Origin of the sequence: Roseibium algicola, assembly GCF_001999245.1 — a bacterium.
GTDB classification, from domain to species: Bacteria; Pseudomonadota; Alphaproteobacteria; order Rhizobiales; family Stappiaceae; genus Roseibium; species Roseibium algicola.
Window position 1 is genome coordinate 815,126 of record NZ_CP019630.1, and the last position, 11,951, is coordinate 827,076.

An 11,951-nucleotide genomic window follows, 5' to 3' on the forward strand; every position below is an offset into this window, starting at 1 on the left:
CCCTTTTCAAGAAGAGACGACCCTTGGATTACCGAGATCACTATCCGGCTGCGCTTCGCTGGCTCAGCCACCTGGTCGATATATGCCTGGCGCTCGGCGGCTTTTCGATCGTCACCCTGGTGTTCTGCAACGCCTGGCTTCGCGGCTTCGCCGGCTTCGACCTCGCATGGTCGCTGGAAGTGACCAGCTTCCTGCTGCTCTGGAGCACCTTCATCGGCTGTGCGGCAGCGGTTGCCCGGGGCGCGCACATGCGCGTTACCGAAGTTGTCGAGAAACTGGTGCCGCTGACGGGTCAACGTGTCTTGTCGATCGCAATCGACGTGATCATTGTCGTCCTGCTGCTCAGCCTGATCTACACCGGTGTCAATATCTCGATCCATACCTGGGCACAGAAGACAACGGTTCTCTACTGGCCTGCCGGTCTGCTCTACGCGTCCATGCCAGCCGGCATGACACTGACCCTGATCTTCCATCTCTTCAACATGGTCTACGACCTCAAAAATCCTGTCGTTCCTCATGCAGCGCACTCAGATGGCGGCGAGGCCCTCTCATGATCCTGATCTTCGTTGTTGTGGTCTTCCTGACCTCCGTTTTCATCGGCATTCCGCTGGTCTGGGCAATTCTGATTACCGCTGTCCTGCCGATCATCGTCTTTGATCTCGGCTATCCCTTGCAGGCGCTGTTCCTGAATTTTATCGGCGGGGTGGAGCCGAACCACTTCCTTGCGATCCCGCTCTTTATCGTCGCCGGGGAAATGATGAGCCGAGGTGGTGTCGGCCTGCGCATCATCGGCTTTGCAAGGGCTGCCTTCGGCTTCATGGCAGGCGGGCTCGGCATGGTCGTCGTCGGCGCCTCCATGATTTTCGGCGGCATTTCGGGTTCGGCCATTGCCGACAGTGCAGCCATCGGTTCGGTCATGATCAAGAACATGTCCCGCGAGGGCTACAACACCGCCTTCGCCGCCGGTCTGGTGGCGGCAGCCGGGACGATCGGCATCATCATCCCACCATCCATTCCGATGCTGATCTACGGCTTTGTCGGCAACGTTTCGGTTGCCGATCTCTTTCTCGGCGGCATGGTTCCCGGCATTCTGTTCGGCGCCCTGTTCATGGCGGTTTGTTACTATGTCGGCAAGACCACCAAGTGCGACCCCGGTGGGCGCACCACGACCTTCAAGGAATTGACCAGTTCCTTCATCGGTACCGCCCCTGCCCTGTTCATGCCGATCGTGATCCTCGGCGGCATTTTCACCGGCTGGGTAACCCCTACGGAAGCCGCGGCCCTTGCCGTCGTCTACGGCCTGTTCGTGACAACTGTTGTCTACCGGGACTTCAAACTCCGCGATCTGCCGCGTCTTCTTATCGACAGCTTTGTCACCAGCGCGGTGGTGATGGTCGTGATCGGTGCAACGACAGTCCTTGGCTGGCTGATCACGCTTGAACAGATGCCCCAGATCCTGGTTGGTTTCGTGCAGACGTTTTCAACCGGACCCTGGATGTTTCTGTTGCTGGTCAATGTCGTGCTGCTGGTCCTCGGTCTCGTTCTCGATCCGGTTCCTGCAATCCTGTTGACGGCACCGCTGTTCCTGCCGACCGCGCAAGCCTTCGGTGTCGACCCGGTCCATCTGGGTGTGATCATGACCTGCAATGTGGCCGTCGGCCTGTTCACACCTCCGGTTGGCGCAACACTTTATGTTGCCTCGCGGATATCCGGCGTCGGTGTTTTGTCGATCGCCCGCAACATGGCACCGCTCTACATAGCCGCAATCGCCGCCCTGCTCGCCGTGACTTACATACCCTTCCTTTCGATGGGTATGGTGAACCTGTTCCGCTGAGGAGAAGAACATGTATGCCGTAACGGTGGTGTTTCAGATCAAAGTCGAGGCGGTGGAGGATTTTCTGCCGCTCATGATCGCAAACGCCGAAGCGTCCCTGAAGGACGAACCCGGATGCAGGCAATTCGACGTCTGCACCGACCCTGATCGCCCCGGCGATGTGTTTCTCTATGAACTTTATGACGACGCCGACGCCTTTCAGGCGCATCTGCAAACCCCTCACTTCAAGTCGTTCGATGCAAAGGTTGCCGGAATGATCGCGCAGAAAACGGTCCGAACCTACGCGAAGGTGGCCTCATGAGCCCCTGGCAGGTTTTCGCGCTCAAATATGCCGACAGGAATGCGCGCACGCGCAAGGACAGTTTCCTGTTCGACGACAACCACGACCAGCCACACGAGATGGATTACTTCATCTGGGTGCTGCGGCGACAGGACGAGATCATCCTGGTCGACACAGGTTACGACGGCGAGGAAGGTACGCGGCGCGGCCGTCCTGTCCGGCTCAATCCGGTAGAGGCCCTGGCCCCTCTCGGCATTGAACCTGAGGCTGTGACGACCATCATCGTCACCCATCTGCATTATGACCACGCGGGCGGCTTGAAGCATTTTTCCAATGCCACCATCCATCTGCAGGCAGCGGAAATGGCTTTCGCCACAGGTCCCTGCATGTGCCAGGGCGCGATGAAGGCTCCCTACACCGCGGACCATGTCTGTGAAGCTGTGCAAAGGCTCTACTCTGGCCGGGTAATCTTTCATGAAGGAGATGGCGAAGTCCGGGAAGGACTTACAGTTCATCGCATTGGCGGGCACAGCAAGGGATTGCAGGCGGTTCGTGTACTGACAGAAGCCGGCTGGATGTGCCTGGCTTCCGACGCAGCGCACTACTACGAGAATTTCCTGGACGCCAAACCGTTCCCGATCGTGGTCGACATGCAGGACATGCTGGATGGTTTTGGAACCATTCAGCACCTTGCCAGCTCGATAGACCTTGTTGTGCCGGGACATGACCCCCTGGTACGAACGCTCTTTCCGCAACACGGCCCGGATCACATCTTCCGTCTCGACCGTGGTCCGCTCAAGGGGATCCGCTCATGAAGCTGGGCGTGATCGCGGATGATTTTACCGGAGCCTCCGACATTGCATTGATGCTGTCGGAAGGCGGCATGACGGCGGCTCAATATGTCGGTGTACCCGATGTTCCGGCACTTGCGTCGGTGGACGCCGGCATCATCAGTCTGAAGTCCCGAACGATCCCAGCTGCACAGGCCGTTGCCCAGTCTCTGCGAGCCTGCGACTGGCTGACCGATCAGGGATGCAAGCAGATTGTCTTCAAGATCTGTTCGACGTTCGATTCGACCGACGAAGGCAATATCGGCCCGGTGGCGGAAGCCCTTGCCGACAGGCTTGGCGAGACATGTGTGATCGTCTGCCCGGCCTTTCCGGAAAACGGACGAACCGTCTACCAGGGACATCTCTTCGTCGCAGACAGGCTTTTGAGCGAAAGCGGCATGCGCCACCATCCGTTGACGCCAATGGGCGACCCGGACATCCGGCGCGTGCTGGCTCGTCAGACGTCCTGGGCAGTCGGTCATGTCTCCCTCGATCACGTGGCAGATGGTCCGGCCGCAATCAACCTCGCCTGCCCTGCCGACGGCAAGTCGATGGTGATTGTGGATGCAATCCGCAACGATGATCTTGCCACCATTGGGCGGGCAATCGCGGCACGAAAGCTTCTTGTCGGGGGCTCGGGCTTGGCACTCGGCTTGCCCAAGAACTTTGGCCACGCGCCTGCGGCAGCGAACTGGACCGGACATTCGGGCAAAGCCGTGGTTCTGTCCGGTTCATGTTCAATGGCAACTCGCGCCCAGGTGGCGCGCTACAAAGCCATTGCTCCCTCGCGTGAACTGACTGTCGATGACATCATGGCAAAGACACTGTCGGTGCAGGAAATCGCCGGCTGGGTACTTCGCCAGGACGCATCACCCCTGCTTTATTCCTCCGCCGACCCGGAGGTGGTGGGTGCTGCCCAACAAAAATACGGCAGGGAAAAAAGCGCGACGGCGATTGAGCAGTTTTTTTCCGATCTGGCTGCGTCACTGTTCAGCGCCGGTGTCAGCCGAATGGTGGTCGCCGGCGGCGAAACGTCAGGGGCCGTTGTTTCCGGTCTCGGGGCAAACACGCTGGATATCGGTCCGAAGATTGCGCCGGGTGTTCCCGCGCTCAAGGTGAGCGGTCAGCCGCTGGCGCTGGCGCTGAAATCCGGCAACTTCGGTGGACCGAACTTCTTCTCCGAGGCGCTCAGCGTTCTGGAGACAAGCCGATGAGCGAAAGCGCAACCACCCGCGAACAGATTTGCCTGATGGCAAAATCGATGTTCGACCGTGGTTTGACACATGGATCGACCGGCAATCTCTCCGTTCGTCTGTCGGATGGCACATTGCTCGTTACCCCGACCGGCTCCTCCATGGGGTTTCTGGACCCGGCCCGGATCAGCCATCTTTCTGTTCAGGGCGAACTGCTTTCGGGTGACAGGCCGACGAAGGAAATCCCGCTTCACACGGCCTTTTACGAGACCCGCCATTCGGCAGGTGCGGTCGTGCATCTGCATTCGTGCCACTCGGTCGCGCTTTCCCTGTTGCCGGAGATCGATCCGGACAACGTTCTGCCACCCCTGACGGCCTACGGGATCATGCAGCTCGGCAAGGTGAAGCTTCTGCCGTTTTTCGTGCCGGGAGATCCGGCAATGGGAGACGCGGTCCGAGGACTTGCAGGCCGTCGTTCTGCCGTTCTGCTGGCCAACCACGGGCCCGTTGTTGCCGGCCGGGATCTGGCCGCCGCCGTCCATGCCATGGAAGAGCTGGAAGCAACAGCCAGACTTGCCCTTCTGCTTCGCGGCACTGCCGCAGCGGCGCTCAATCCGGACCAGATCGGCCGGATCGTCGAGCGCTACGACGTTGATTGGATTTGAGGAACAGTCCCATGAAAATTGCCCTGATAAAAGGTGACGGTATTGGCGTCGATGTGGCGGAAGCAGCCATTGCCGTGCTGGAAACAGCCTTGAAGCACACGGGAGAACCCGCGCCCCGCTATGACGAGATCCAGGCAGGGGCGGGTTACTTCAAGGAGACTGGCCTCGACATCGAAGACGGCGGAGAGGAACGCGCGGGGCTTGCCGATGCAATTTTCCTTGGAGCCATCGGCCTTCCCTCGATCCGGCATGCAAACGGCACGGAGATCTCGCCGCATTTGCGCCTGCGCGATCGCTTTGGGCTTTATGCGGGTGTTCGCCCGGTCAAAGCCTACCCCAACGCACCGCAAAGGCTCGCCGATCCGCGCGCTGCCGGTATCGATCTCGTTATCCTGCGGGAATCTACCGAAGGGCTGTTCTACTCTGCAGCGGCACACAAGCGCAGCCTCGTAGTCAATGATGACGAAGTGCAGGACGTTTTGCGCATCACGCGCAAAACCACCACCAAGCTGCATCGCTTTGCATTCAACCTTGCCCGCAAACGGCGCGAGCGCGGCCATCCGGGCAGGCTCACCTGTGTCGACAAGGCGAATGTGTTCACCTCTCTGGCCTTCTTCCGCCAGATCTTCGACGAAGTGAAATCGGAATTTGCAGACGTGCCTGTCGGCTACAATTACGTCGACGCACAAGCGCTCGACCTGGTGCGCAAGCCCTGGGAGTTCGACGTTCTGGTGATGGAAAACATGTTCGGCGACATTCTTTCGGACCTTGCCGGTGGCCTGGTGGGTGGCATGGGCATGGCCGCCTGTGGGGAGATCGGCGACACCACCGGATTGTTTCAGCCTGCCCACGGCAGTGCCCCCGACATCATGGGAGAAGACAAGGCCAACCCGCTGGCCGCGATCTTGAGTGCTGCGTTGATGCTGGACTATCTCGCCGACAAGTTGGACAAGCCCTCCCTTGCCGATGCCGCAGACCTGATCAATTGCGCAGTCGACACCGGCTTTCAGGAAAATGTGTTGCGACCGATGGAATTCGGAGGTGACATGGGAACCAGGGCGGTCACGAACCAGCTGCTTACGCTTATCGGTTCATCGACTGCGATCAGAAGGTCTGCCAGCGCCTAGTACGCACTGGCATCAAGCCGACAGTACGTCACTTCAGCTTGCGGGAAATGCCACCACAGCTCTCGCGCACGATGAGATCCCCGTGCAGCAGATGAGTGCGCGTTTCCAAGGACCGGTTCGCAAGGCGATCAAGCAGGATTGTCATGGCCTTTTCGCCGATATGTTGCCGGGGTTGGCGAATTGTCGTCAATCCGGGCGTGAAATTGTTGGCAAAGGGAATGTCGTCGAAACCAAGCACGGAGAAATCTTCCGGGACGCGGTAGCCACGCAGTTGAAGTGCCGAGATGACCCCGATCGCCGTGTTGTCGTTGAAACAGAAGAATGCGGTCGGCAGGTCGTCCTTGATGAACAGCCGTTCGACGGCGGCACGCCCGCTCTCGCTGGAGCCGTCGCCCTCCACGCGCCAGTCGTGCAGTGCCTCGGGTGATTCTCTCAACCCTTGCAGATATCCGGAATGGCGAAGATCGCTGCGGATGTCGGCGGGCCCGCCGGAAATATAGGTGATCCGCCGATGCCCCAGGGAGATCAGATATTCGGTCGCCACCTTGGAGGCCGCGACATCATCCACGCCAACGTAGCTGATTTCGGGATTCGAGACCGGACGCTCGGTCGCAACGATCGGCGGCAGGTTGGTGAGCGGTGTTTGTGGCTGCCCGGCAACCGGAATATGTCCTGTCAGCAAGACAAGCCCGTCGGCCATGCCCGTCGACAGGAAACGCAGGTAGTTCTGCTCCAGTCCGCTGGTACCTTCGGTGTTGCCGATGAGGACACCATAACCACGGTCGTTTGCCGCCTTTTCCAGCCCTGTCAGAATGCCGGCAAAGTTTGGATCAGCAATGGAAGACGCCAGCACCAGCACCATCTGCGAGCGCTGCATGCGCAGGTTCTGCGCCATGGCATTGGCGGTGTAGCCGGTTCGGGCAATGGCGGCCGTAACCTTCTTGCGCGTGCTCTCGGCAACCTTCTCCGGCGAGCGCAAGGCCCTGCTGACGGTCGCGATGGATACGCCCGCCAGTTTCGCAACGTCTTCAATGGTCGCCGGCCGCTCGCCCGGTTCGCTCATTTTCTATTTCCAGACATGCTGCGGTGCGGCCTCGTGGTAAGTCCATGAATCGCAACGCCATCTACGCTGTATAGAACGCATTGCACATAATGAAAAGGTTTACAGAGGCCAATGTAAAGGTTTACACGATCCATGAAAACGTTTACATCAAACGCACAGCGCCATTGAGGAAGAGGGCTTTGGCGCCTTGGGAGGAACAAGAATGAGCGTGGACACCACTGCTCCGGCAGCGGTCATCGAGGCCGTGAACATCAGCAAATCCTTTGGGCCGGTTCCCGTGCTGTTCAGTGTCAGCATGGACGTCCGCCCTGGCGAGGTTCATGCCCTGATCGGCGAGAACGGCGCCGGCAAGTCGACGCTGATGAAAATCCTCTCCGGGTTTCATGATCCGACCTCCGGCCAGATCCGTCTCGACGGCAAGCAGACCGACCTGCCCGCGAACGGCGGCGCAGAGAAACTCGGCGTCGTGCTGATCCACCAGGAGCTCAACCTCGCCGAACAGATGACGGTAGAGGAAAACGTGTTCCTCGGCCGCGAGATCAAATCCAACGGTTTTCTGGACAAGGCGGCCATGCAGGCAACCGTCCGGAAGTATCTGGACGAGATCGGCCTCGACATTTCCCCGACCGATCGCATTTCCGACCTTACCATCGCCCAGAAGCAGATGGTCGAGATCGTCAAGGCTGTCAGCCGGAACGCCCGCATCCTGATCATGGACGAACCAACCGCCGTTCTGACCGAGGAAGAAACCCAGGTTTTCTTCCGTCAGGTGGAAAAGCTGAAAGAAAGCGGCGTCGGCATCGTGTTCGTTTCGCACAAGCTCAACGAGGTGAAGGAGATTGCCGACCGCGTCACCATCCTGCGTGACGGTCAGTGGATCGACACGCGTGCCTCCAGCGACCTGACGCCGGACATGATGGCCCAGATGATGGTTGGCCGGGAGCTTTCCGATCTCTACCCGCCCATGCATGAGGCAGACGTCGATGCAGAGCTCGTTCTGGAAGTCCAAAACCTGCGTGCGCCGTCCGTCGACAACGTCAGCTTCAGCCTGCGCAAGGGCGAGATATTGGGCTTTTCGGGTCTGATCGGCTCCGGCAGGACCGCAGTCTTCGAGACGATTTGCGGCCTTGCGCCGTTTGAAGCAGGAACCATCAGGCTTTTTGGACGCGACACCGGCCCCATGACCGTCGCGCAGGCACGTGACCTTGGTTTGGCCTATCTCACCAAGGACCGGAAAGAAAAAGGACTGCTTCTCGACAAGAAGATGCGGCCAAACCTGACCCTGTTCGCCCTACCGAAATTCGTCCGCAATTTCGGTCTCGACAGCAGGGCGGAAGAAGACGCGCTCAACCGTGCCATCCGCCGCTTCGACGTTCGGGCCCGCGACAAGGAAATCACGGTCGGCAAGCTGTCGGGCGGCAACCAGCAGAAGCTGCTGCTCGCCAAGATCATGGAATGCGACCCGAAGATCGTCATCATCGATGAACCGACCCGCGGTATCGATGTCGGCACGAAACAACAGATCTACCACTTCATCGCAGCCCTTGCCGCCGAAGGGGTTTCGGTCGTGGTCATCTCTTCGGAGATGCCGGAAATCATCGGTATTTGCCATCGGGTGGTGGTGATGCGCGAAGGCCATATCACCGGAGTTCTGACCGGCGATCACATCAACGAAAACGAAATCATGCGCTACGCCGCCGGGCTGAAACGGGAGGAACTCCATTGACCATGATGACCGCGTCTGACGATACAGCGGCCAAGCCGGCCAAGAGGTCTTCCATAGACTTCAAGACGATTGGCCCCGCAGTTGCCCTTCTGATCCTTTGCATCATCGGCTTTCTGCTGAACCCTGCCTTCGTCAGCGAAGGCAATCTGACCAACCTACTGACCCGCTCTGCCTTCATCGGCATCATTGCTGTCGGGGCGACCTTCGTCATCACCGCCGGAGGCATCGATCTGTCTGTGGGGTCCATGGCGGCAGCCATTTCCGGTGTCATGATCATCATCATGAACAACGCCGTCGAGACCATGGGCAGCGGCGTTCCGACAGTTCTGCTCGGCTGCGGCCTTGCCATCGTGCTGGGCATCGGGGCCGGCTGGGTGAACGGTGCCCTGACCACCAAGGGCAAGATCGAAGCCTTCATCGTGACGCTCGGCACCATGGGCATCTATCGCTCGCTGGTGACCTACTTTGCCGATGGCGGAACCCTGTCGCTCAACTTCGATATTCGCGGAACCTACCGGCCCGTCTATTACGACACGTTTCTGGGCCTGCCCTTCCCTGTCTGGGTGTTCATCGCGGTTGCCATCTGCGGCTGGCTGCTGCTGAACCGCACCGCGTTCGGCCGCTATTGCACGGCCATCGGTTCGAACGAGGCTGTCGCCAGATATTCGGCGATCAACGTGGACCGTGTGAAGACGCTTACCTATGTCATCCAGGGCCTGTGCGTTTCCTTTGCCACCATCATTTACGTGCCCCGCCTCGGCTCGGCGTCCGCGTCCACCGGCGTGTTGTGGGAACTTGAGGCGATCGCCGCGGTCATTATCGGCGGTACGGTGCTGAAGGGTGGGTATGGCCGGATCGGCGGCACCATCCTTGGTGCGCTCATTCTCACCACCATCGGCAACATTTTGAACTTCACCGATGTGATCTCGAATTACCTGAATGGAACCATGCAGGGCCTGATCATCATCGTCGCAGTGTTTCTTCAGCGCAGTGACTGGAAGCTCCGCAAGAGCAAGTAAGCCCCTGACCTGATTTCAACCGAACCGGGACCCGTCCCCAATTCAAATACCGGATCGCACCGGACGGGAGAGGTGCGTCCAGATGGCAGCATTGAAGGAGGAAGCAATGCTCATGAAGAAAGCTTTGGGAGTGATCGCGGTAACCGGTGCGCTGGCCTTTGCGGGCGCTGCGGTTGCACAGGAAAAAATCAAGATCGGCGTCAGCTATCCGACCCCGACCCATGCCTGGGCAGCCGGCATGAACTGGCACGCGGAACAAGCGGAAAAGCGGCTTGAGGCGCTTTACCCGGATGTCGATCTCATCCTGGTGAACTCGCCGGATCCGGAAGCACAGGCAAGTGCCCTGGAAGACCTGGTCTCCGTTCACCAGATCAAAGCCCTGGTGGTTCTGCCGTTCGAATCCGAACCGCTGACCGACCCGGTGCTGAACGTCAAGAAATCCGGTGCATGGATCACGGTCGTCGACCGCGGCCTCAGCCAGCCGGGCATCGAAGACCTTTATGTGGCCGGCAACAACCCGGAACTGGGCCGTGTATCCGCCCAGTACATGAAGACCCGTCTGAAGGACGGCGACAACATCGTCATCCTGCGCGGTATTCCGACGGTCATCGACAATGAACGCTTCGACGCGTTCATGGCGGAAATCGAAGGCTCCGGCATCAACGTGCTCGACCACAAGCACGCCAACTGGAACCGCGACGACGGCTTTGAAGTGATGCAGGACTTCCTGTCCCGCTTCCCGGACATCGACGCGGTCTGGGCCCAGGACGACGACATCGCCATTGGCGTGGTTGCCGCCCTGAAACAGGCTGGCCGTGACGGCGACGGCATGTTCGTCGTTGGCGGTGCCGGCATGAAGGAAACCATCAAGGCAATCATGGATGGCGACACCCTCATTCCGGTCGACGTTCTCTATCCGCCGGCAATGATCGCCACCGCCATGGACCAGACGGTTGCAGCCTTCAAGTCCAATGGTCCGGTTGCCGGCCGCTACATTCTCGGTGCGACGCTGATCACGCCGGAAAATGCTGAAAACTACTACTTCCCGGATTCGCCCTTCTAAGGCTTCGGGACGTAGCAGGCCGGGGTCTTTCGCGATGGGACCCCGGCCCTTTCCACCTCACCTCACCTTCCCCGATTTCTGGAGATTGTCATGAAAACCATAAAGGGTCCGGCGTTGTTTCTCGCCCAGTTTGCGGGGGACGAAGCGCCGTTCAATTCCTGGGCATCGATCACGAAATGGGCCGCGGATTGCGGCTATCTTGGCGTTCAGGTACCCAGTTGGGACAGCAGGCTGATCGACCTTGAAAAGGCAGCCAGTTCCAAGACCTATTGCGACGAATTCATTGGGACAGCGCGCGAGAACGGTGTCGAGATCACCGAGCTTTCGACCCACTTGCAGGGCCAGCTCGTTGCCGTGCACCCGGCCTATGACACGGCTTTCGACGGCTTTGCCGCGCCGCATGTCCATGGCAATCCTGCCGCCCGTCAGGCCTGGGCGGTCGACCAGGTCAAACTGGCCCTGGCCGCAAGCCGCAATCTCGGCATTTCAGCCCACGCCACCTTTTCCGGCGCGCTCGCCTGGCCCTATGTCTATCCGTGGCCGCAGCGTCCTGCCGGACTGATCGAAACCGCATTTGACGAACTTGCCAGACGCTGGCGTCCGATCCTCGACTATGCCGAGGAAATGGGGGTTGATGTCTGTTACGAAATTCACCCGGGTGAGGATCTGCATGACGGCATCACCTTCGAGATGTTCCTGGAGCGCGTCAACGGTCACGACCGCTGCAAGATGCTCTACGATCCGTCCCACTATGTGCTGCAGTGCCTTGATTATCTGGACAATATCGACATCTACAAGGACCGGATCGGCATGTTCCACGTCAAGGATGCCGAGTTCAACCCGACCGGACGTCAGGGTGTTTATGGCGGCTACCAGTCGTGGGTCGACCGCGCCGGACGCTTCCGCTCCCTTGGCGATGGTCAGGTCGATTTCGGAGCCGTCTTTTCCAAGATGGCCGCGAATGATTTCGATGGCTGGGCCGTGGTTGAGTGGGAATGCTGCCTGAAGCACCCTGAAGACGGGGCCCGGGAAGGCGCGGACTTCGTGAAGGCTCACATCATCCGCGTGACCGAAAAGGCCTTTGACGATTTCGCCGACGGCGGCAGTGACGAGGCAGCCAACCGGAAAATGCTCGGAATCAACTAGAGTTT

At 59.4% G+C, this 11,951-nt stretch carries 12 protein-coding genes; 11 read left to right on the forward strand and 1 reads right to left on the reverse strand.

The genetic code is table 11. From position 1 onward, the window contains the following. The first annotated feature begins 23 nt into the window (after window positions 1–23). Genes B0E33_RS03890 through B0E33_RS03920 form a run of 7 tightly spaced genes read left to right on the forward strand, consistent with a single transcriptional unit; the run spans window position 24 to window position 5,929 of the window. Window positions 24–554, forward strand: coding sequence for a TRAP transporter small permease (locus B0E33_RS03890; protein WP_077290474.1), 531 nt, complete (start codon window positions 24–26; stop codon window positions 552–554). Next, window positions 551–1,834 carry a TRAP transporter large permease gene (locus B0E33_RS03895; protein ID WP_077290475.1) on the forward strand — a complete coding sequence of 428 codons (1,284 nt, stop codon included), beginning with the start codon at window positions 551–553 and terminating at the stop codon, window positions 1,832–1,834. The genes B0E33_RS03890 and B0E33_RS03895 overlap by 4 nt, the downstream gene beginning before the upstream one ends. 10 nt (window positions 1,835–1,844) lie before the next feature. Beyond that, the gene (locus B0E33_RS03900; RefSeq protein WP_077290476.1) at window positions 1,845–2,135 is read left to right on the forward strand and encodes a putative quinol monooxygenase; all 291 of its coding nucleotides are present in this window, start codon (window positions 1,845–1,847) and stop codon (window positions 2,133–2,135) included. Next, window positions 2,132–2,929, forward strand: coding sequence for an N-acyl homoserine lactonase family protein (locus tag B0E33_RS03905; RefSeq protein WP_077290477.1), 798 nt, complete (start codon window positions 2,132–2,134; stop codon window positions 2,927–2,929). The genes B0E33_RS03900 and B0E33_RS03905 overlap by 4 nt, the downstream gene beginning before the upstream one ends. After that, window positions 2,926–4,158, forward strand: a complete 1,233-nt coding sequence (gene otnK, locus B0E33_RS03910; protein ID WP_077290478.1) for a 3-oxo-tetronate kinase — start codon at window positions 2,926–2,928, stop codon at window positions 4,156–4,158. The genes B0E33_RS03905 and otnK overlap by 4 nt, the downstream gene beginning before the upstream one ends. Continuing rightward, window positions 4,155–4,802 carry a 3-oxo-tetronate 4-phosphate decarboxylase gene (gene otnC, locus B0E33_RS03915; protein ID WP_077290479.1) on the forward strand — a complete coding sequence of 216 codons (648 nt, stop codon included), beginning with the start codon at window positions 4,155–4,157 and terminating at the stop codon, window positions 4,800–4,802. The genes otnK and otnC overlap by 4 nt, the downstream gene beginning before the upstream one ends. 11 nt (window positions 4,803–4,813) lie before the next feature. Further along, on the forward strand, window positions 4,814–5,929 hold the full coding sequence (locus B0E33_RS03920; protein WP_077290480.1) for an isocitrate/isopropylmalate dehydrogenase family protein: 1,116 nt from the start codon (window positions 4,814–4,816) through the stop codon (window positions 5,927–5,929). Between the two features lie 28 nt (window positions 5,930–5,957). Here the strand turns inward: B0E33_RS03920 and B0E33_RS03925 are convergent, their stop codons facing one another. Beyond that, the gene (locus B0E33_RS03925) at window positions 5,958–6,992 is read right to left on the reverse strand and encodes a LacI family DNA-binding transcriptional regulator (RefSeq protein WP_077290481.1); all 1,035 of its coding nucleotides are present in this window, start codon (window positions 6,990–6,992) and stop codon (window positions 5,958–5,960) included. A gap of 202 nt (window positions 6,993–7,194) precedes the next feature. Here B0E33_RS03925 and B0E33_RS03930 point away from each other — a divergent pair, with 202 nt between their 5' ends. The 4 genes from B0E33_RS03930 (at window position 7,195) to B0E33_RS03945 (ending at window position 11,946) form a co-directional block, all read left to right on the forward strand. Beyond that, the gene (locus B0E33_RS03930) at window positions 7,195–8,718 is read left to right on the forward strand and encodes a sugar ABC transporter ATP-binding protein (RefSeq protein ID WP_077290482.1); all 1,524 of its coding nucleotides are present in this window, start codon (window positions 7,195–7,197) and stop codon (window positions 8,716–8,718) included. 2 nt (window positions 8,719–8,720) lie between these two features. Beyond that, window positions 8,721–9,737 (forward strand): ABC transporter permease, encoded by a 1,017-nt coding sequence (locus B0E33_RS03935; RefSeq protein ID WP_022999996.1) that lies wholly within the window; start codon window positions 8,721–8,723, stop codon window positions 9,735–9,737. A gap of 82 nt (window positions 9,738–9,819) precedes the next feature. Beyond that, window positions 9,820–10,800: a substrate-binding domain-containing protein gene (locus B0E33_RS03940; protein WP_022999995.1), complete on the forward strand. Its 981-nt coding sequence runs from the start codon at window positions 9,820–9,822 to the stop codon at window positions 10,798–10,800. A gap of 90 nt (window positions 10,801–10,890) precedes the next feature. After that, window positions 10,891–11,946, forward strand: coding sequence for a sugar phosphate isomerase/epimerase family protein (locus B0E33_RS03945; RefSeq protein WP_022999994.1), 1,056 nt, complete (start codon window positions 10,891–10,893; stop codon window positions 11,944–11,946). The last annotated feature ends 5 nt before the right edge of the window (window positions 11,947–11,951 follow it).

Coding starts and splice junctions, on each gene's coding strand:
- B0E33_RS03895 (WP_077290475.1), top strand. CDS start 551: ATGATCCTGATCTTCGTTGTTGTGGTCTTCCTGACCTCCGTTTTCATC.
- B0E33_RS03900 (WP_077290476.1), top strand. CDS start 1,845: ATGTATGCCGTAACGGTGGTGTTTCAGATCAAAGTCGAGGCGGTGGAG.
- B0E33_RS03905 (WP_077290477.1), top strand. CDS start 2,132: ATGAGCCCCTGGCAGGTTTTCGCGCTCAAATATGCCGACAGGAATGCG.
- otnK (WP_077290478.1), top strand. CDS start 2,926: ATGAAGCTGGGCGTGATCGCGGATGATTTTACCGGAGCCTCCGACATT.
- otnC (WP_077290479.1), top strand. CDS start 4,155: ATGAGCGAAAGCGCAACCACCCGCGAACAGATTTGCCTGATGGCAAAA.
- B0E33_RS03920 (WP_077290480.1), top strand. CDS start 4,814: ATGAAAATTGCCCTGATAAAAGGTGACGGTATTGGCGTCGATGTGGCG.
- B0E33_RS03925 (WP_077290481.1), bottom strand. CDS start 6,992: ATGAGCGAACCGGGCGAGCGGCCGGCGACCATTGAAGACGTTGCGAAA.
- B0E33_RS03930 (WP_077290482.1), top strand. CDS start 7,195: ATGAGCGTGGACACCACTGCTCCGGCAGCGGTCATCGAGGCCGTGAAC.
- B0E33_RS03935 (WP_022999996.1), top strand. CDS start 8,721: ATGATGACCGCGTCTGACGATACAGCGGCCAAGCCGGCCAAGAGGTCT.
- B0E33_RS03940 (WP_022999995.1), top strand. CDS start 9,820: ATGGCAGCATTGAAGGAGGAAGCAATGCTCATGAAGAAAGCTTTGGGA.
- B0E33_RS03945 (WP_022999994.1), top strand. CDS start 10,891: ATGAAAACCATAAAGGGTCCGGCGTTGTTTCTCGCCCAGTTTGCGGGG.